Annotated in this window: 12 protein-coding genes; 10 read left to right on the top strand and 2 right to left on the bottom strand. The window is 69.4% G+C overall.

From position 1 onward, the window contains the following. The first annotated feature begins 34 nt into the window (after positions 1 to 34). The 3 genes from AB0I12_RS15950 (at position 35) to AB0I12_RS15940 (ending at position 10,586) form a co-directional block, all read left to right on the top strand. The gene (locus AB0I12_RS15950; protein WP_359929705.1) at positions 35 to 4,411 is read left to right on the top strand and encodes a fibronectin type III domain-containing protein; all 4,377 of its coding nucleotides are present in this window, start codon (positions 35 to 37) and stop codon (positions 4,409 to 4,411) included. A gap of 44 nt (positions 4,412 to 4,455) precedes the next feature. Further along, the gene (locus AB0I12_RS15945; protein ID WP_359929703.1) at positions 4,456 to 7,818 is read left to right on the top strand and encodes a GH92 family glycosyl hydrolase; all 3,363 of its coding nucleotides are present in this window, start codon (positions 4,456 to 4,458) and stop codon (positions 7,816 to 7,818) included. A gap of 77 nt (positions 7,819 to 7,895) precedes the next feature. Continuing rightward, positions 7,896 to 10,586: an alpha-(1->3)-arabinofuranosyltransferase family protein gene (locus AB0I12_RS15940; protein ID WP_359929701.1), complete on the top strand. Its 2,691-nt coding sequence runs from the start codon at positions 7,896 to 7,898 to the stop codon at positions 10,584 to 10,586. Here AB0I12_RS15940 and AB0I12_RS15935 read toward each other — a convergent pair. Together AB0I12_RS15935 and AB0I12_RS15930 are read right to left on the bottom strand one after the other, a co-directional pair. Then, positions 10,484 to 11,530: an acyltransferase gene (locus AB0I12_RS15935; protein ID WP_359929699.1), complete on the bottom strand. Its 1,047-nt coding sequence runs from the start codon at positions 11,528 to 11,530 to the stop codon at positions 10,484 to 10,486. The genes AB0I12_RS15940 and AB0I12_RS15935 overlap by 103 nt on opposite strands. Then, complete coding sequence (locus tag AB0I12_RS15930) at positions 11,527 to 12,327, bottom strand: class I SAM-dependent methyltransferase (RefSeq protein ID WP_359929697.1); 801 nt, start codon at positions 12,325 to 12,327, stop codon at positions 11,527 to 11,529. Before AB0I12_RS15930 ends, AB0I12_RS15935 begins: the two co-directional genes overlap by 4 nt. A gap of 24 nt (positions 12,328 to 12,351) precedes the next feature. Here AB0I12_RS15930 and AB0I12_RS15925 point away from each other — a divergent pair, with 24 nt between their 5' ends. From AB0I12_RS15925 to AB0I12_RS15895, 7 genes are all read left to right on the top strand, one after another. After that, the gene (locus AB0I12_RS15925) at positions 12,352 to 13,224 is read left to right on the top strand and encodes a phosphotransferase (protein WP_359929695.1); all 873 of its coding nucleotides are present in this window, start codon (positions 12,352 to 12,354) and stop codon (positions 13,222 to 13,224) included. Positions 13,225 to 13,473: 249 nt separating this feature from the next. Next, on the top strand, positions 13,474 to 14,952 hold the full coding sequence (gene rpsA, locus AB0I12_RS15920; protein ID WP_355479721.1) for a 30S ribosomal protein S1: 1,479 nt from the start codon (positions 13,474 to 13,476) through the stop codon (positions 14,950 to 14,952). A 171-nt stretch (positions 14,953 to 15,123) separates the two neighbouring features. Then, a complete protein-coding gene (gene coaE, locus AB0I12_RS15915; protein ID WP_359929693.1) occupies positions 15,124 to 15,741 on the top strand; it encodes a dephospho-CoA kinase in 618 nt (205 codons plus the stop codon). 201 nt (positions 15,742 to 15,942) lie between these two features. Further along, positions 15,943 to 17,079 (top strand): PrsW family glutamic-type intramembrane protease, encoded by a 1,137-nt coding sequence (locus AB0I12_RS15910; protein ID WP_359929691.1) that lies wholly within the window; start codon positions 15,943 to 15,945, stop codon positions 17,077 to 17,079. Then, positions 17,076 to 18,173, top strand: a complete 1,098-nt coding sequence (locus AB0I12_RS15905; protein WP_359929689.1) for a hypothetical protein — start codon at positions 17,076 to 17,078, stop codon at positions 18,171 to 18,173. The genes AB0I12_RS15910 and AB0I12_RS15905 overlap by 4 nt, the downstream gene beginning before the upstream one ends. Continuing rightward, a complete protein-coding gene (locus tag AB0I12_RS15900; protein WP_359929687.1) occupies positions 18,170 to 19,105 on the top strand; it encodes a hypothetical protein in 936 nt (311 codons plus the stop codon). Before AB0I12_RS15905 ends, AB0I12_RS15900 begins: the two co-directional genes overlap by 4 nt. 31 nt (positions 19,106 to 19,136) lie before the next feature. Then, the gene (locus tag AB0I12_RS15895; protein WP_359929685.1) at positions 19,137 to 19,964 is read left to right on the top strand and encodes a hypothetical protein; all 828 of its coding nucleotides are present in this window, start codon (positions 19,137 to 19,139) and stop codon (positions 19,962 to 19,964) included. Positions 19,965 to 20,003: the final 39 nt, after the last annotated feature.

Here is a 20,003-nt window from a genome sequence, read left to right as displayed (position 1 = left end):
TCTGCTGGTCTCTCGTCGTAAGGATCGTCGGCCTGTGCGGCACCGGGCACCGATCACACTCGCAGTACTGTGCGCCCTGGTTCTCGGACTGGCTGTCGTGCCGCCGTCCGGTGCGAGCGCCGCGACTCCGGTCGGGGTTCTGACGGCCGCGCAGCTGAACGACGCCTTCAAGCAGTACGGCGACACTTCGGGGGAGTGGAGCGGCGGCGACGGAACCGCGTCCGTTCCCTTGTCCGACGGGCGGGTGGCGTGGCTGTTCTCCGACACCTACATCGGCACGGTGAACGCCGACGGCAGCCGTCCGGCGAACACGCCGCTGATCAACAACTCGATCGTCGTCCAGACCGGTGAAGGTCTCCAGGACACGGTCTTCGGCGGTACGGCGGCCAATCCGGTCGCTGTGATGCCGCAGACCGCGGACGGGAAGTTCTTCTGGGTCGGCGACGGCCTCTCCGCCGGTGGCAAGCTGCGAGTCTTCTACAGCCGGTACGGCCGCTCCGGTCAGGGTGCCCTGGACGTCAAGCTCGAGGGCACCAGTGTGGCGACGTTCGACCAAACCGGTTTCGTGCGCGAGTCGGTGGTCGAGCTACCGGTCGGCGACAAGATCGCGTGGGGCGTCGAAGTCGTCGAGGACGGTCCGGTGACCTACGTCTACGGTTCGGAGTACGTCGACGAGACGGGCCTGCGGTTCGCCCACCTGGCCCGTACCAACGCGGACCTGTCCGCGCCGCTGGAGTACTGGAACGGATCGGCGTGGGTCTCCGACGAAGCTTCCTCCGCGCGGATCCTGAGCGGTGTCGGGACGACCTTCGGCGTGCAGCGCGCCGACTCCGGCTGGGTGCTGGTCACGCAACAGGGCAACGGCATCTTCCATCCGGACATGGTGGCCTACAGCGCGCCGTCGCCGACCGGGCCGTTCGCCGATCCGGTGGTCCTGTACCAGGCGCCGGAGGGTGCCGACGGCACCGGCAGGATCGTGTACGACGCACACGTCCATCCGCAGTCCGCGGCCGGCGGAAAGTTGCTCTGGTCCTACAACGTCAACAGTCTCGACGGCGGCGCGAACACGGCGGATGCCCACATCTACCGGCCGCGGTTCGTGGAGACCACTTGGCCGGTGCCGGCTCCGGACCCGGCGGCGGTGCCGGGGCAGGTGACCGGGCTGACCACCTCGCAGGCCGACGACGGCCGGGTGTCCCTGTCGTGGCAGCCGGTCGGAGGCGCGACGAAGTACTGGCTCTATCAGCGCAATGTCACCGACGGGCAGACCCACTTCGCCCGGGACTCGGTCGCTGTGACCTCACCCTCGGCGTCGGCGTCGCTGGTTCGGGACGGGAAGACGTATGAGTTCAAGGTCACGGCTGCGAACGACGCCGGTGAGGGTACGGCGTCGGAAACCGCGAGCCTGGTGGCCCATATCGTTCCGCCCGCGGCGCCGGCCGGTGTGACGGCCGTGCCGAGCGGGGCGACCGGAGGGATCCGGGTGTCCTGGCAGGGCGTACAGAACGCGTGGAACTACGAGGTCTACTACCGCGACACGACCGAGGGCGACGGCAGCTTCAAGTCCGCGACGATGGTCGGCGCCGACGTCCACGAGTTCTCCGTGACCGACCTGAACGTCGACCACCCGCACGAGTTCTACGTGACGGCGAGAGGCGGCGGTGGCGAGTCTGCGCGGTCGACTGTGGTCACGGCGACCCCGGTCGGCGTACCGCCACAGGCACCGGCGGCCCTGACCGCGACCGCGAAGACCGACGGGACGATCACGCTCAACTGGACCGCGTCGACGACACCCGGTGTCTGGTACTGGGTCTACCAGCGCGATGTCACCGCCGAGGAGTCGGAGTTCGTCCAGCTGCCACTGCCGATCTCGCAGGGCACCTCGATGGAGGCCGGGTTCCTCGCGGACGGACATGTCTACGAGTTCGCCGTCACTGCCTACGACAACGGCGGCGAGTCGCCGCGTACCGCGGTGGCGACCGCCACCTCCGACTATCCGGAGCTGCCGCCACCCACCGGGCTGGTCGCGACCGCCGGCAACGCTGAGGTGGCGCTCAAGTGGACGTCGCTCGGCGCGGACATCTGGTACTGGGTCTACCAGCGCGACGTCACCGACGGGGAGACAGAGTTCACGAAGCTCCCGTTGCCGATCTCGTCCGGTTCGTCGATGACCGCGGGGTACTTGACCAACGGCCACGTCTACGAGTTCAAGGTGTCGTCCCTCGGGCCCGGCGGTGAAGGCCCGTCGTCGGCGGCGGTATCGGCGACCCCGAAGTATCCACCGCCCGCTGCGGTGACCGGCCTGACCGCGGCCGCCCAGACCGACGGCAGTATCAAGGTCAGCTGGACCGACCGTGCCGACACCTACTTCTGGGTCTACCAGCGGGACGTGACCGCCGGCGGATCGTTCGTCAAGCTGCAGTACCCGACGCAGGGTTCCAGCTTCAGCGCGACCCAGCTGACGAACGGGCACGTCTACGAGTTCAAGGTGCAGCCGAACGCGTACGGCCAGGACGGCCCGATCAGTGCCGCCGTTTCGGCGAAGTCGACGTACGCCCCGCCGCCGGCGCCGACCGGTCTGGTCGCACGGGCGATGGGCAACGCCACCATCCGGCTCGACTGGAACGGCGCGGCCGGAGTCACGTTCTGGGTCTACCAGCGCGACGTCACGGCCGGGGAGGCGACCTTCACCAAGCTCGGTCTGCCGAGCCTGGACAAGACCGCGGAGCTCGGGCTGATGAAGGCCGGGCACAAGTACGAGTTCAAGATCGCGGCCCAGAACCAGGGCGGTACCAGCCCGTTCTCGAACGTGGCCTCCGCAACGTCGTACGGCGGTCTGCCGGCGGCGCCGACGAACCTGTCGGCAGTGGCGCAGGACGGCAAGGTGAAGTTGACCTGGAGCGCGAGCGCGACGGCAGGTGTGCAGTACATCGTCTACCAGCGCGACATGACGTCCGGGGATCCGTGGGACCGCTTGCCGTTGCCGATCACCACAACCTCGATGACGGCCGGCTATCTGGTCAACGGTCACACCTACGCGTTCCGCGTCACCGCACAGAACGGGATCGGTGAGAGCGGTGGGACGAACACCGTGCAGGCCCGGCCGATGCCGCCGCTGCCGACAGCACCGGCGACCCTGACGGCGACCGCGGGCAACGGCACGGCGTTCCTCGACTGGTCCGCGAGCACCCCGTCGGACGTCTTCTACTTCGTCGAGATGCGCCCCGCGGGCGGAAACTGGAGCCGGATGCCGTACCCGGTCAGTGGTACCTCGCTGCAGGTGTACTGGCTGCGTAACACGGTCAGGTACGAGTTCCGCGTCTACGCCAACAACATGACCGGAAACTCGGCGATGTCGCCGGTGGCCAGTGCCCGCCCGATGCCGCCGTTCCCGACCGCTCCGGCGTCGTTGGTCGCAACGGCAGGCGACCGGACGGTCAAGCTCGACTGGTCGGCGAGCAGCGTGTCCGGCGTGTACTACTGGCTCGAGTACCGGCTGTCCGGACAGCAGTGGACCCGTGCCGGGTGGCCGATCGTCGGCCAGACGTGGATCAACTACGGGCCGCTGATCAACAACAAGCGCTACGAGTTCCGGATCAGGGCGGCGAACGAGTCCGGGGTCTCGGCTCCGTCGCCGGTCGCGGCGGTGACTCCGATCCCGCCCGTTCCGGTGGCGCCGGCGATCTCCTGGGTGACGGAGTACAACGGCTACTTCGAGTTCTACTGGAATGATGCGACGGTCGAGCCGAACCTGTGGGAGATCCGCTACAAGAATCGCCTGACCGGAGAGATCACCAGTGGGTGGTCCTTGATGGAGAAACGGGCGAAGTACAGCACGCCGGTCGAGGAGTACGAGATCCTGGTGCGGAGCCGGAACTCGCGCGGCTGGGGCCCGTGGTCGGCGCCGAAGAAGGCGGTCTCGAAGACGCGCTGGTTCCCGAATTATTGGTTCCAACGTCCAGGCAACTACGAGGTGAACGCGATCGCCCTGGACCTCGTCAGCGGCCGGCAGTGCAAGACGTCCTCACGGCAGATCGTCTGCTTCAACACCGATCTGACCAACCACCAGCAGCGGCCGATGACGTTGGGCGACTTCCTCGGCTATCCGTGGGGCGAGGGTACGTGGGACTACCAGTTGAAGTGTGATGCCCAGGACGCCGCGGGGCTTGCGCAGCTGAGAGGTTCAGCGGCCGGTATCCAGTACGGACCGCATCTTCCACAACACGAGGCCGTGCATTCCGAGCAGTGGGCAAGATGGGGGTGGAAGACGTTCGCGGCCATGTACGGGGCCGCGCAGTTGATCGCGAACAAGTACGGCGGGCCGAACAAGTTCGAGGTGGACGCGAACCTCTGGTGGGGCGGCTACGTCACGGACCCGGAGCTTCCCGACACCTGCGTCCGGCGCCGATGATGGCGCCGCGCCGTCGGTCCATCGCCGGGCTGACGCTGCTCACCGTGTTGGCGGCCGTCCTGGCCGGACTGGTCCCGGGCGTCGACGTGTACGCCGCTCCTGCCCAGGCTGCGACGCTGGTGACCGATCCGGCCGCGCTGGTCAATCCGCTGATCGGGACCAAGCAGCTGGCGGGGCAGGAGGGCAACGCCGGAAACACGTTCCCGGGGCCGACGATGCCGTTCGGCATGGTGCAGTGGGGCCCGGACACCTCGCCGCGCTGGCCGGGAGGTGACTACGACTACGGGGCGACTGCCCTGGCCGGCTTCGGGATGACACGTATGAGCGGCGCGGGCTGCGGTGCGTACGGCGATCTGCCGTTCCTGCCCGTCACCGGTACGGTGCCCGCGGACAAGAACAACGCGACGGTCGGTTTCACACATGCAACGGAAACCGCGCGAACCGGCTTCTACGGCCTGACGCTGGCCAACAACGTCCGCGTCGAACTGACGACCGGCCTGCGGGCGGGCCTCGGCAAGTTCGCGTTCCCGGCGGGGACGGCATCCACCCTGCTGATCAAGGCCGCCGGAGGTGCCGCGGCATCCGAAGCGGGTATCTCCGCGGTCAGCACCACCGAGGTGACGGGCTGGACGGGTGCCGGGGCGTTCTGCGCCCGGGGCAACCATTACCGGCTCTACTACGCGGTGAAGTTCGACAAGGCGTTCACGGCGTCGTCCAAGTGGACCGGGCAGTGGCCGTGGGTCACCGGCGACGGCGGGATCGCGCTCACCTTCCCGGCCGGCTCGGTGGTGAAGGCGAAGGTCGGCATCTCGTTCGTCAGTGTCGCGAACGCCCAGGCCAACCGGGACACCCTGGCCAGTTGGGATCTCGCGGTGGTCGAGCAAGCCGCCAAGTCGGCGTGGAACGGGTTGCTCACCGGCGTACAGATCGGCGGGGGCACGCTCGACGCCCAGAAGACCTTCTACACCGCGCTGTACCACTCCTTGCTGCATCCGAACGTGTTCAGCGACTCCAACGGCCAGTACATCGGCTTCGACAAGGTCGTCCGGACGGTTCCGGCCGGGCAGTCGGCGGTGTACGCCAACTTCTCGGGCTGGGACACCTACCTGTCGCAGATCCAGTTGAGTGCGTTGGTCGCACCGGCCCAGACCTCGGACATGGTCCGGTCCTTGCTGCTCGCCTACGACCAGTCGGGCAGGCTTCCGAAGTGGCCGGTCGCCAACGGCGAGACCTACATGATGGTCGGCGATCCGGCGCTGCCGATTATCGCGTCGGCGTACGCGTTCGGCGCGCGCAACTTCGACGCGGCCAAGGCCCTGACGGCGATGGCCGACCAGGCCACCGGGCGTTCTGACATCCGACCGGGCAACGGTTACCTCGATACGCACGGCTATTTGCCGACGGACGGCGGCTACGACTGCTGCGAGCACACCGGGACGGTGTCGACCTCGCTGGAGTACAACATCGCCGACTTCGCGCTGGCGGCGTTCGCCGGCGCCCGCGGTGACACCGCGAACCAGGCGAGGTTCCTCGAGCGGGCACAAGGCTGGCAGTACCTGCTGAACCCGCAGAGCGGCTTCGTCCAGCCGCGACGCTCGAGCGGCGCATGGAAGGAGAATTTCGACCCCACCGACTTCTCGTACGGCGACTGGGCCGAAGGCAACTCCTGGAAGTACACGCCGATGGTTCCGTTCAACGCGGCCGGGCTGGTCGCCGCGAAGGGCGGACCGGCCGCGATGGGCGACTACCTCGACACACACCTTCAGCAGGTGAACGAGATCGCCGGCCCGCACGCCTGGATGGGGAACGAGCCCAGCTTCGGAACGCCGTGGCTCTACAACTACATCGGCCAGCCGTACAAGACACAGCAGGTCGTGCGCCGGATCCAGACCGAGCTGTTCGGCAACCGGCCGGACGGGCTGGCGGGCAACGACGACCTGGGCTCGTTGTCGTCCTGGTACGTCTGGTCCGCGCTGGGCTTCTACCCCGCGGTGCCGGGGACCGCTGACCTGGTGCTCGGCAGCCCTGTCTTCCCGGAGGCCGTCATTCGTCTTCAGGGCGGCAAGACGCTCACCGTGAGCGCACCTGCCGCGGCAGCCGGATCGCCGTACGTCCAGAGCATGACCGTGAACGGCGGGGACTGGAACAAGTCCTTCCTTCCTCCGAGCCTGCTGACGTCGGGCGGCACGGTCAGCGTGGTGCTCGGGGCGGCCGCGAACACCGCGTGGGGGTCGGCGGTGGACGCGGCGCCGCCGTCGTATTCAGCCGATGCCGTGGCAGCCGCCAACAGCAACGGCACGAGCCACGACGCACTCCCCGGCGAGGCGAACTACGACGGGATCGGCTCCGGGTACTCCGTCGAGGCTCTGCAGGCCGCGGGCGTCGTACCGGGCAGCAAACTGGTTGCCGACGGCGTCGACTACACATGGCCGAACGTCCGGGCCGGTCGTCCGGACAACGTGGCCGCCGCGGGCCAGCAGGTCACGGTCGCGAGCCCGCCGGGAGCAGACCGGATCGGGTTCCTCGGCAGCAGCGAGGGCGGCTTCGACAGCGTCATAGGAACGGCGACCGTCAACTTCGCCGACGGTACGCAGCAGCAGGTCCAGCTGGGATTCAGCGACTGGACACTCGCGGGCGGAGCCGTGGGCAAGCGGGCCGACAACGTCGTGGCTGCCCAGATGCCCTACCGCAACAACTACTGGGCGGGCGGGCCGGAGCAGGTCCAGACCTATCTGTTCTCGGCATCGTTCGCGGTGGATCCGGCGAAGACGGTCGTCGGCGTCACACTGCCGGTCACCACCGGTTCGGGGCGGCTGCACATCTTCGACATCGGCTTCTCCGGGCACCGCGCGAACGCCGGCGTGAGCGACGACAACCAGATCGGTACGGCGGACTTCGACAACGGTGCCGCAAGCTACTCGCGGCAGGCGCTGGCCGCGGCGGGACTGACTGCGGGAGCGCAGGTCCTGCACGGCGGCGTCACGTACCGGTGGCCGTCGACGGCGGCAGGCGAACGAGACAACTTCGTCGCTCAGGGACAGCCGATCAAGGTGACCGCGGCGCCGGGCGCGACGAAGCTCGGCGTCCTGGGCGCCGCCGAGGGCTGGCCGACCGGTGCGTCCGGCGCGGCGACCATCACCTACAGCGACGGGACCAGCCAGCCGGTCACGCTCGGATTCACCGACTGGACCCGCGGCGGCGGCGCACAGGCCATCGGTCACGGGAACACGGTGGTGGCCCAGATGCCGTACCGCAACTGGACCCCGGTCGGCCGCGAGCAGGTTGTGACTTATGTCTACGCGACGACCTGGGCGTTGCTGCCGGGAAAGACCCCGACAGGGATCGAGCTTCCGCCTCCGAGCGGCGGGTTCGGGCGCATCCACGTCTTCGCCGTCGGAACCGGGTGATCCGCGCCTCAGACCGAAGCATCACCGAGAGGTAACGATGTCGGTTCGAGGCCGCAGGATCCGTTAATGTCCCGCCGGTGAGGAGGCTGAGGGCGGGTAGTTCGGAGCAGGTCGTCTGGCGGGCACGGCTCGTCCTGGGATGCCTGGGTCTGATCGCTCTGTGCTTCCAGCATGCTCCCGGCCAGATCGTTCCGGATCGCAGGCTGGAGCTGACCGCCGGGCCTGGCGGGTTCCTGTCGCGGGCGCTGCACCTGTGGGATCCGCACAGTCCGTTCGGTCAGCTGCAGACCGACGCTTACGGCTACCTGTTTCCGATCGGCCCGTTTCACTGGCTGCTGAAGGCGCTGTCGGTGCCGGACTGGGTCACCCAGCGCCTGTGGTGGTCGCTGGTCCTGTGCGTTGCCTTCCTCGGCATCTGGAAGCTGTGCAACGTCCTGCAGTACGGCGTGCCGTGGACGCGTCTCGCTGTCGCCCTGCTGTACGCCCTGGTGCTGCGGGCGTTCGGTGAGCTCCCCACCGAGGCGTGGCCGATGGCCATGGCTCCGTGGATACTCCTGCCGCTCGTCTCACCACGAGCCCGCTCCGGTTGGTGGCGCGCCAGCTGGTCGGCTGTCGCGTTCGCACTGATCGGTGCGGCCAATCCGGTCGCGAGCGCCGCGACGCTCGTCGCACCTGCGATCTGGCTGCTGGTCCGCGTCAGGGTGAGGCTGGCCGCTGTCTGGCTGGGCTTCGTCGTCGCTGTGTCGATCTGGTGGCTGGTCCCGCTGCTGATGCTGCTCCGGTACGGCGCTACGCCGCCAGGACCGCGCTGGGCGCCGGTGGCCGGCATAGTGGTCGGCGTACCGCTTGCCCTCACTGTTGCGCACTATCTGCGTCGTCTGACCAACGTGAGCGTGTCGCGGGGCGTCCACCGCCGCGTCGTACCTGTGCTGGCCACCTGTCTCGCGGTGGCTGCTGCGCTGCCCGTGGTGCTCTCACGACCGGACGGGGCGTTCCCTGCGATCCCGGCGCATTGGGAGGACGCGGCCAGCTGGCTCGACGAGCAGACCGCGCCGGGCAGTGTCCTTGTCCTGTCCGACTCCAACGAGCCGCTCGCCGCTCTGGTGAAGCGTCCTTTGGCTGCGCTCACGGACGACACTCGGAACCGTATCGACTCCGGTGTCGCCGACCAGGCGCTGCAGCAGGAACTGAGCCGCGACGGCGTCCGCTATGTCGTGGTGCGCAACGACCGGCAGGACCGTACGCCCGCGCTGGCGATCCACGAGAGCCTGGCCGACGCCGGCATCGGACGGGTCGCGTACTTCGGCCCCGCCGGACCGACCCGCCTGCCGTACCCGGGTGTGGAGATCTACGACGTCGGAGCGACCACGCCGGGGCGGCTGATCCCGCGGTCCCGGCTCGTAGCGGTCGGAGGTAGCGCCGACGACGTACCGGCCGTCGTTACCGCGCTCGGCGGCGAGGGCGCGGCGGTGCTCAGCGCAGACGCGACGGGCAAGCTGGACGGCCTGCCGCTCATCTCGACCAGCGGTCAGCAGACAGAGCGGCAGCCGAGTGCGATCGTCCTCCGGAACGCGCAGGTCGGGCGGTCGGCCTGCCTCCACGTCGGCTCGCGGGCCGTGTGCAGCCAGGATCAGGCCAAGGACTCGGCCGAGCCGAACGGCCTGTCCCGGAGTGTCCAGCTCCCGCAAGCGGCGACGTACCAACTGCGGGGGACAGCCCTGTCGCAGGAGGGTGAGGCGCTCGAGCGTCTGTTCTCGGCGCCGGGCGCGATCACCGCGACGGCGTCGTCCCGGGCGGTGGCGGCGCCGGAGGGGCGGCCGGATGCCGCGGTCGACCGCGACCTCGGAACCGGTTGGCTGGCGGCGCCGGACGACCCGGCGCCGAGCCTGACCCTGAAGTTGCCCATGGCATGGGAGGTGCGGGGTCTGCGGTTCCGGGCCGACGCGTATCTGGACGGTTCGCGGCCCGCCGACGTCGTCCTGCACTTCGACGGCGGCGCACCGCTGCCGGCCACGGTCGACGCCGCCGGGTACGTCCGGTTCGCGGCGAGGCACGCGCGGACCCTCAAGATCGACTTCACCGCGACGAAGCCGCTGCAGGACGCCCGGACCAGTCCGGTCCGTGTGACCGAGGTCGAGGTGCTGGGAGCGGACGAGCTGCGGAAGGCGGTCGATCCACAGCGCCGGGTCCCGGCGTACTGCGGGAACGGGCCGGCGGTGCGCATCGACGGCGTACCGGCGCGGACGCAGATCGCCCCGACCTTGCAGGACCTGCTGCGGCGACGGCCGGTCGCGTTCAGCTTGTGCGGTCAGATGTCGGCCATCCCGCTGCGGTCCGGCCTCCACCAGGTGGAGGTGCGGCCGAACGGCGGTGTGGTGCCGATCGAGACCACCCTGGCGAAGGCAGGATTCGGGGACGTGTCCGTGATGCCGGTGCAAGGCGTGGACGTGTGGCGCCCGAACCCGGCCGAGCTGACGGTCGAGGTGCCGGATGCGGAGGGGCCGTCCGTGCTGGCGGTCGCGCAGAACTACAACGAGGGCTGGGAGGCGTACGACGGCAGCGGCCAGAAGCTCACGCCGATCCGGATCGGCGGCTGGCAGCAGGGCTGGGTACTGCCGGCTGGGCCGGAGCAGGTCGTCACGGCTCGCTTCATGCCGGACCGGACCTACCGCGCCGGGCTGCTGCTCGGACTGGTCGCCCTGCTCGGGGTCTTGGCCGTCGCGGTCTTCTTCCCGAAGCGCACGACCGGGCGCTCGACCAGGCGGTAGCTCAGAGCCGCCAGCACAACGGAGGCCAGCAGCGTCACTAGCAGTTGTACGGCGAACGGGCCGTCGATCAGCCCTAGTACGACGAACTGGTAGGCCACCACGCCGTATGAGAGCGGTGCGGCGAGCCGCGCCGGCCGGCCGCCCAGCACGCGGACCGTCCTTGCTGTGGGTGTTAGGACCGGAAAGAGCACACAGGCGACGACCACGGTGTAGATCAGGTTCTTGAGGAGCGCCTGCGCCGGTGTCGGCACAGAGTGGTCGTACGGTCCCGCGAGCGGGGTTGCTGTGATCAACAGGAGCGCAGCGGCGATGCCCCAGAGCGTTGCCGGGACCCTGGTCAGCGTGTCGAGTGTCGACGCGCCGAGCCGACCTGTAGCGCGGGCGACCTGCCACAGCGCCATCCCCATGCCGACCGCGAACCAGCCGAGGTACCCGGGCAGCCAGAGGCCCGCTTCGGGGTGACCAGTTGCCATGACGGCAGCCATCCAGACCGGTCCCAGCGCGGTCAGACCGACCAGGACGAGGAGCCGCCAGCGGACACTGCGGCGGGTGGGACGTTCGTACCCGGTCAGCAGCCGTCCTAGCCCGGGCAGCAGGAGGTAGAAGGGGAGCGGCGTCAGCACGGCCCAGCGAAGGTAAGTGGACGCCGGGTCCGGGACGAGAACGATCGACAGCACCACGGCGACCAGCAGCACCGGGAGGATGCGCAGTGCCCGGCCGCGCAGGTACGGCAGGGTCAGCGGCGGCAGGGTGCCGGAGAACCAGGCGAGCACGTGCGGCCGATAGAGCAGGAACCCGGACAGCGCACAGAAGATCGCCCAGCCGACATCCAGCCGGGAGACGACACCGGCGAACGGCGCCTGCGTGTGCAGCCCGACCTGCGACACGACCACCGCGAGCGCGGCGATGACCCGCAGCCCGTCCACTGCCGGGAACCGGGTCATGCGCGCTGTCCCTTGTGAGCGGTCCAGATGGCGGTGCCGGGGACGAGAGGGCCGCGTTCGGGTCCCCAGCCGCCCCAGACGAGCTCGTGACCGGCAGGCCATTCCGGTTCGAGCAGGTCGTCGACGACGAAGCCGGCGCCGGTGAGCTCGCGGATCCAGTCGCCGGTGGTGCGGTGGTGCTCGGCGTAAACCGGCGTACCGGCGGCGTCGACCTCGACGTACGGCGTCCGGTCGAAATAGGAGTGGGTGATCCGCAAGCCGGCGGCCGACGGATCGTCAGGCATCGTCCAGCGGAACGGGTGCGTCACCGAGAACACCAGCAGACCTCCCGGCTTCAGGACGCGCGCCAGCTCGCGGAACGCCGTACCGGCATGGGCCACGAACGGCAGCGCGCCGAACGCCGAGCAGGCGATGTCGAAGGTCGTGTCACGGTAGGGGAGCGCGACGGCGTCGGCCGCCACCGTGCGGACCGCGGTGCCGGTGCGTACGTCGAGCTGCTGCGCGATCCGGAGCTGCTCGGTCGAGATGTCGAAGGCAACCACGTCGGCGCCCTGGCCGACGAGCCAGCGTGAGCACTGCGCCGCGCCACAGCCGACCTCCAGGACCCGCTTGCCGCGGACCGGTCCGAGCAGCTGGGCAGCTTCCTCGTCGACACCCTCCGGGCACCAGACGAACCGGTCGTCCCCGAGGAAGTCACCGTGCTCGGCCAGGTACTCCGGGGCCGCCGAGTCCCAGTACGTCCGGCTGGCACGTGACGTCTGAGCCTCGGTGAGCTCTTCCCGTACCGGCCTGTTCACGCCGGACACTCTAGTGTCAGGCGTATGACTGACTTCGCGGCCAGTGCCGTTCCGTTGACAGGCGGGTACGGCGGGCAGACCTTCGCGGTGAGCGCCGGAGGCGAGGACGCGGTCATCAAGTTCTACGCGAAGGACCCGGAGCGGGCCCCCGTGGACGCCGCACTGCTCGAGCTGGTGCGCGGGCTGCTGCCGGTGCCGCGGGTGCTCGACCTCAAGCGCGAAGGGTCGTACGAGGACCCGCCGTACCTGCTGACCGAGCGGCTGCCCGGCGTCAATCTGCAGGTGTTCCTGGACACCGCGGGGGACGACCAGCGCCGTACGGCCGGAACCCAGCTGGGGGAGGTGCTGGCGCGGCTGAGCGGGATGCCGTTCCTGCAGGCCGGGATGTTCCGGGGCGGCGAACTGGCCGTGGAGCCGTTCGGCCTCGGCGACCTCACGGAGTACGTCGGGGGCCTGGACCTGGAGCTGGGCGACGGGTTCGCGGCCGTGATCGACGAGGCCGAGGAGCTGCTGGCAGGCGGCGCCGACCGGGTCTGCCTGGTGCACAGCGACTTCAACCCGAAGAATCTGCTGGTCGACCCGGACACTGCGCGGATCACGGGGCTGATCGACTGGGAGTTCGCCCACGCCGGATCGCCGTACACCGACCTCGGCAATCTGCTCCGCTTCGCCGAGGACCCGGTCCTGGCCGCGGCGGTGCTGGAGCCGCTGCGGGGGATGGGCCTCGGGGAGCGCCTGGTCGAGCTGGGCCGGGCGGCCGATCTGTGGGCGCTGCTGGACCTCGCGCAGCGGGCCGCCGAGCACGAGATCGCGGCCGCCGCGCACCGCCTGGTCTCCCGGATGGCGGACACCGGCACGCTGGCCGGCGGCCGTTCCGGCCTCGGCGTCGTACATTGAGAGCAATGGCACGTCGGGAGACCTCGGCGGGCGCCCGGTAGGCACCGGGCGCCCCAGGTTGTGCTGTCTTCGTGAAGACCGGTATTCTGTCAGATGCGCTATGGGCCCGCGCGACCTCGGACGGAGCAGGCTCGTGCTCGCAGCAGTCGGTGGTGAATCTGTCGTCGTCAGGCAATCCCGCGGTTTGGTGCGATCCAAAGGACCATGCGCAACCGCACGACACCACCAGTCCACGGAGCAACCCACCACATGACGGCCAGCATCGAGGCTCCCCTCGACCCCGCAGTGCGCAACACCCCGCAGGTAGCGGTCAATGACATCGGGTCGGAGGAAGACTTCCTCGCGGCGATCGATCAGACCATCAAGTACTTCAACGACGGCGACATCGTCGAGGGCACCATCGTCAAGGTCGACCGGGACGAGGTCCTGCTCGACATCGGTTACAAGACCGAAGGCGTGATCCCCTCCCGCGAGCTGTCGATCAAGCACGACGTCGACCCGAACGAGGTCGTCAACGTCGGCGACCACGTCGAGGCCCTGGTTCTCCAGAAGGAGGACAAGGAAGGCCGCCTGATCCTGTCCAAGAAGCGCGCTCAGTACGAGAAGGCGTGGGGCACGATCGAGAAGATCAAGGAAGAGGACGGCGTCGTCACCGGCACCGTCATCGAGGTCGTCAAGGGTGGTCTCATCCTGGACATCGGCCTCCGCGGCTTCCTGCCGGCCTCGCTCGTCGAGATGCGCCGGGTCCGCGACCTCCAGCCGTACGTCGGCCAGGAGATCGAGGCCAAGATCATCGAGCTGGACAAGAACCGCAACAACGTGGTCCTGTCCCGCCGGGCGTGGCTGGAGCAGACGCAGTCCGAGGTGCGGATGAACTTCCTCACCCAGCTGCAGAAGGGCCAGATCCGCAAGGGTGTCGTCTCCTCGATCGTCAACTTCGGTGCGTTCGTGGACCTCGGCGGCGTCGACGGTCTGGTGCACGTCTCGGAGCTGTCCTGGAAGCACATCGACCACCCGACCGAGGTCGTCGAGGTCGGCCAGGAGGTCACCGTCGAGGTGCTGGACGTCGACATGGACCGCGAGCGCGTCTCGCTGTCGCTGAAGGCGACCCAGGAAGACCCGTGGCAGCAGTTCGCCCGGACCCACCAGATGGGCCAGATCGTGCCCGGCAAGGTCACCAAGCTGGTTCCGTTCGGTGCGTTCGTCCGCGTGGAGGAGGGCATCGAGGGTCTGGTGCACATCTCCGAGCTGGCCGAGCGGCACGTCGAGATCCCGGAGCAGGTCGTCCAGGTCAACGACGACGTCATGGTCAAGATCATCGACATCGACCTCGAGCGGCGCCGGATCTCGCTGTCGCTCAAGCAGGCCAACGAGGGTGTCGACCCGGTCTCGGACGACTTCGACCCGACGCTCTACGGCATGACGGCGACGTACGACGACCAGGGCAACTACATCTACCCGGAGGGCTTCGACCCGGAGACCGGCGAGTGGCTCGAGGGCTTCGACGCGCAGCGCGAGGAGTGGGAGCGGCAGTACGCCGAGGCCCACACGCGCTGGGAGGCCCACAAGAAGCAGATCGAGGACGCCAAGACGGCGGACGTCGAGGCCGGCGAGGCTTCGTCGTACTCCTCGGCCGCTGCCCCGAAGGACGACGCTCCCGCCGAGGGCGCGCTCGCTTCCGACGAGGCGCTGCAGGCGCTCCGCGAGAAGCTGACCGGCCAGGGCTGATCCTGACCCGGTAGCCGTAGCACCCGAGACCCCCGCACCCGACTGGGTGCGGGGGTCTCGTCTGTTCAGTCGCTGTTCAGCCGGGCTGCAGCTGGGTCGGGGGCGGGCGTTCCAGATGTCCGCCGCCGTGGGCTCACCAGCTCTCCGGAGGTGGGTCGGTAGGCTGCGACGGTGCTGAGAGTGGGACTGACGGGCGGAATCGGTGCCGGGAAGAGCGCGGTGTCGTCGCGGCTGGCCGCGCGCGGCGCCGTGGTGATCGACTCCGACGTGCTCGCGCGGGAAGTGGTCGCGCGCGGGACCGACGGACTGGGCGAGGTGGTCGCGGCCTTCGGCCCCGGCGTGCTGACGGCCGACGGTGAGCTGGACCGGCCGGCGCTCGGGAAGATCGTGTTCGGCGACGAGGCCGCCCGGCGCCGGCTGGAGGCGATCATCCATCCCCGGGTCCGGGCGCGGGCCGCGCAGATCGAGGCCGGAGCGGCCGCGGACGCGATCGTGGTGCACGACATCCCGCTGCTGGTCGAGACCGGGCAGGCGGGCGGCTTCGACGTGGTGCTGGTGGTCGACGTACCGGTCGAGGTCCAGGTCGAGCGGCTGACCGCGCAGCGCGGAATGGCTGCCGAGGAAGCCCAGCGGCGGATCGCCAGCCAGGCGTCGCGGGAGGACCGGCTCGCGGCCGCCGACGTCGTGGTCGACAACGCGGGCACGCTCGCCGACCTGGAGCGCCGCCTGGACGAGGTGTGGGCCACACTCGAACGGCGTTCAGGGCACGGTCCGGACACGAAAAGGTGACCCCTGCGCGGTAAATGATGATCCCGGGACCGGCTGTACGAGAATCTGTCCCGGTCCGGCCCGGTCGATCCGGGGCCGGCCACCGACGGCGCGACCCGCGCCGGTCCGGACGTCCGAGGTTGGGAGGATGGCGTGGTCTGTCCGCGCTGCAGCTCTGACGTCCCCGAGGTCTCGCACTACTGCCACCACTGTGGCAACGACATGCGTACCGGGGACGCCGAGCGGAAGAACGCGTACGCCGCCAGGCCCGATGAGCCGGTGGCGTCGTTCAAACTGGTCTCGACGATCATGCCGCAGGGATCCGGCAAGCAGCCGTACACCTACAAGGTCGCGCTCGGCATCGCCCTGCTGCTGACCGTGGTGACGGCCGCGCTCGGCGCGCTGCCGGTGGCGATCATGATCGCGGCCTTCGCCATCCCGATCGTCTACATCATCTACCTGTACGACGTGAACCTCTGGGAGGACGAGCCGATCCCGGTGGTCGCCGCGGCCTTCGTGCTGACCGGCGTCCTCGCGGCCGTCTTCACCTGGCTGTGGAAGGACAAGCTGGCGCTGTCGCTGGACACGATCGGCGCCAACAGCGCCGGGCCGTCCGGCCGCGACCTGCTGATCCTGCTCCTGCTGGTGCCGGTGGTGTCCGAGCTGATCCGTCAGATCGGCCCGCTCTACCTGGCCTCGCGGCCGCGCTACGACGACCTGATGGACGGCTTCACGTTCGGCGTGGTGGCCGGTGTCGGCTACGCGTGCTTCGAGACGCTGGTGCTGCACTGGGGCTGGATCAGCGGCGGCTTCGCCGGTCCGGGCAGCAGTGCCGGGACGTGGATCTCGATCGTGCTGCTGCACGGCTTCATCAAGCCGCTGGTGTACGGCTCGGCGACCGGTCTCGCGGGGGCGGAGTTCTCCGGCCTCGGCGAGGGGTACGACGGCTTCACGCCGCGCTGGGTGGCCGGTCTGATCCAGGCGATGGCTGTGAACGCGCTGTTCCAGGGCGGCGTCTACCTGCTCGGTTTCGTCGGCGGTCACGGCTCGACGATCGGCGCGGTCCTCGGTGTGGTCTGGGGCCTGCTGCTGCTCGGCGCGCTGATCATCAGGGTCCGGACGGTGCTCCACAAGGGTCTGCTCGAGGCGGCGCTGGAGTCGGCCGCCCGGGGCGGGTCCAACCACGCGTCCGGCGACCTGGCGTTCTGCTCGCGCTGTGAGATGCCGCTGCTCCCGCACTCCGACTTCTGTTCGGCCTGCGGCAACTCGGTGCGGTCCGTACCGAAGTCCGCCCGCGGAGTGGCAGCACCGACCGGCGCCAGTAGGTACGAAGCGACGACTGGAGAGACCCAGGCATGAGCAACCAGCAGCCGCCGTACGGTGGTGGACAGCAGCCGTACGGCCAGCCGCCTGGTCAGCCGGGCCAGCAGCCTGGTCAGCAAGGGCAGCAGCCGGGCTACGGGCAGCAGCCCGGGTATGGACAACAGCCTGGACCGCAGCCGGGGCAGCAGCCTGGGTACGGGCAGCAGCCCGGTCAGCAGCCTGGATACGGGCAGCAGCCGGGGTACGGCCAGCAGTCGCCGTACCCGCAGCAGCAGCAGCAGACCTTCCCCGGTCAGCAGCCGCAGCAGGGGTATCCCGGCCAGCAGCAATACCAGCAGGGCTACCAGGGACAGCAGCAGCAGTACGGCGGCGGCCAGCAGCAGTGGGGCGGCCAGTACAGCCAGCAGCCGCAGCGCCGCGGCGGCGGTGGTGGCGGTGGTGGCGGCAAGACGCTGCTGATCGCCGGCGGCGCCTTCGCGGTGGTCGCGATCATCGGCGTGGTCCTGGCACTGGTCTTCAAGGGCGGCGACGACGACAAGGCAGGGCCGGACCCGACGCCGACGACCTCGCAACCGACCAGCGAGCCGAGTTCCGAGCCCAGCTCCGAGCCGAGCAGTGAGCCGAGCACGAGCCCGAGTCCGAGCACCGAGCCGTCGAACAGCGGCGGCGACGAGGGCATCGAGGTCGCCGAGGGCGTGTACGTGAAGCCCCAGCCGGGCTACGTCCGCAAGAGCATCGACGGCTTCAGCGGCGTGTACCTGCTGAAGCAGGGCGAGGCGTACTTCATGGTGGCCAGCTGGAAGGCCGGGGCCGGTGAGAACACCGCCAGTGTGCTGCCCAAGCTGCTGACGGCCGAGACGAAGCAGCTGTCGTCGGTGCAGAAGGGCACGCCGAAGGAGACCAAGCCCGGTCCGGACGACGACACCCCGGTGAAGGTCGTCACCACCCAGAGCTTCGGCGGTGTCGCGACCACCCAGAACGGCAGCATGCCGGTGGTCGGCTTCGTCGGCGTGATCGAGCGCAACGACGGCGTGATCACGATCATCCGGGTGTACGGACGCAAGGACAAGATGTCCTCGATCCAGAGCGACTCCACGGCGATGCTGCGGTCGGTGGTCAAGAGTCAGTGAGCGGAAAGCGCGACAAGGGCTCCGCCGGTAACCCCTGGGTGGCCAAGCCCGGACCGGAGCCGGACACCGACGAGCAGGAAGAACAGCTCCCGCCGTCACCGTGGGACCTGGAGGTGCCACCGCCGCCGTCGCCGTGGGGCGACGGCGGTACGCCCGGCGCCGGTCCAGGTGCCGGACCGGGGGCGGGGCCCGGACCTGGTTCCGGTCCGGCGACGCAGACGTCGTCGGCGTGGGGCGACAAGGTCGGGCCGCCGTCGCTGCGGCGGCCGCCGCCGGAGAAGAAGCGGCCCTCGTTCCCGCCGCTGCTGATCCCGATCGGCGCCGGGCTGCTGGTGGTCGCGCTGGTCGCGGTCGTGCTGGTGGCGCTGTCCGGCGGTGACAAGAAGGCCGATCCGGGCCGGTCGCCGAGTCCGCCGCCCGCGACGCCGACCGCGCCGCAGTCGTCGTACCAGCCGCCGCCGAACGCGCTTCCGGTCGGCTTCGGGGTCTCGCTGGTCCCGGTCCAGGGCTGGGCGGTGGTCACCTGGGAGAAGAGCGGAAAGCAGGTGGCGATCTTCCCGCCGGGCACGAAGCCGGCCCCGGACGCCGCCGCACGGACGTTCTTCTGGGTGCGGCAGAAGCAGAACGTCACCGCGAACGCGTACCTGCTCGGCATCGTCGAGGGCGAGGTCGACAAGGAGATCGCGCAGCTGGGCAACGTACGGAACCTGCCGTGCCCGAAGGACGTCTTGGTGGAGTGCGTCGCGATCGACTACAGCTCGAGCTACAAGGCCGCCGACGGCACGGAGTCGAAGATCAAGGGGTGGGTCGAGGTGTACCGGCGCAAGGACAACGTGGTCACCGCGCTGGACTTCCGGACCATGGCCGACTTCGCCCCGAAGGCCGAGGCGGACGCGGCGACCATGAAGAAGTCCGTGATCGACAGCCTGTGACGGATCCCCGGAACTACCGCGAGGAACAACTATGAGTCAGCAGTACGGTCCACCCCCGGGCCCGCCGCCGGCCCCCGCTCCCGGCGGTTGGGGCCCAGGGCCGCAGGCGCCCCAGGGCCCGCTGGGCCCCCGGGGTCCGCAGGGTCCCGCCGGTGGCGGCTGGGGTCCCGGACCGAAGCGGCCGAACCACCCGCAGCGGTCGAGCAAGACGCCGTGGATCATCATGGCCGGGGCGATCGTGGCGGTGCTGCTGGTCGCGGTCGGGGTCGTGCTGCTGGTGAACGGCAAGGACAAGGGCGACCAGCCCACCGCCGAGCCGTCGTCGGGCGTGGGTCGCACCATGTACACGCCCTCGCCGACGCCGACCCCGAACGACTCCAAGGGCGCGAACGACGTCGGCGTCGAGGTCGGCTGGGGTGTCTGGTTCACGCCGTCCAAGGGCTGGCTGCCGGACCCGGACAAGTCCAGGAGCGGGAAGAACTACATCCTCCAGCAGTTCAACGCGCGCGGCCTGATCGACGGGTACTACTGGGTCCGGCAGACCGAGCTGTACGACGCGAAGGGCTTCGCCGAGCACCTGGTCGACGTCGAGTCGAACGGCATGGAGGGCGTCAAGATCGGCAAGGGCACCGCGTGCAAGCCGGCGAACCCGAACATCAAGGCGTGCTACGCGGTCACCTACACCGGCGTGTGGGTCGCGAAGAACGGCAAGAAGATCGCGATGCAGGGCTTCGTCACCGCCTACCAGGACCAGTTCGACCGCACCACCGCCACCGACGCGGCCCTCGAGACCCGCGTTTACGCACGGCGTGTGAACGAGCTCGTCTACATGAACAACAGCGTCGTCAAGAGCTTCTGACCTGGGGTTTTAGAAACTGTCGGCGGGCGGCCGTACGGT

Source organism: Kribbella sp. NPDC050459 (assembly GCF_040655315.1).
Taxonomy (GTDB): Bacteria; Actinomycetota; Actinomycetes; order Propionibacteriales; family Kribbellaceae; genus Kribbella.
The sequence above is the reverse complement of the archived record's forward strand: the minus strand, read 5'-3'. Positions and strand labels throughout refer to the sequence as shown.

Coding starts and splice junctions, on each gene's coding strand:
- AB0I12_RS15935 (WP_359929699.1), bottom strand. CDS start 11,530: ATGACCCGGTTCCCGGCAGTGGACGGGCTGCGGGTCATCGCCGCGCTC.
- AB0I12_RS15925 (WP_359929695.1), top strand. CDS start 12,352: ATGACTGACTTCGCGGCCAGTGCCGTTCCGTTGACAGGCGGGTACGGC.
- rpsA (WP_355479721.1), top strand. CDS start 13,474: ATGACGGCCAGCATCGAGGCTCCCCTCGACCCCGCAGTGCGCAACACC.
- AB0I12_RS15910 (WP_359929691.1), top strand. CDS start 15,943: ATGCGTACCGGGGACGCCGAGCGGAAGAACGCGTACGCCGCCAGGCCC.
- AB0I12_RS15905 (WP_359929689.1), top strand. CDS start 17,076: ATGAGCAACCAGCAGCCGCCGTACGGTGGTGGACAGCAGCCGTACGGC.
- AB0I12_RS15895 (WP_359929685.1), top strand. CDS start 19,137: ATGAGTCAGCAGTACGGTCCACCCCCGGGCCCGCCGCCGGCCCCCGCT.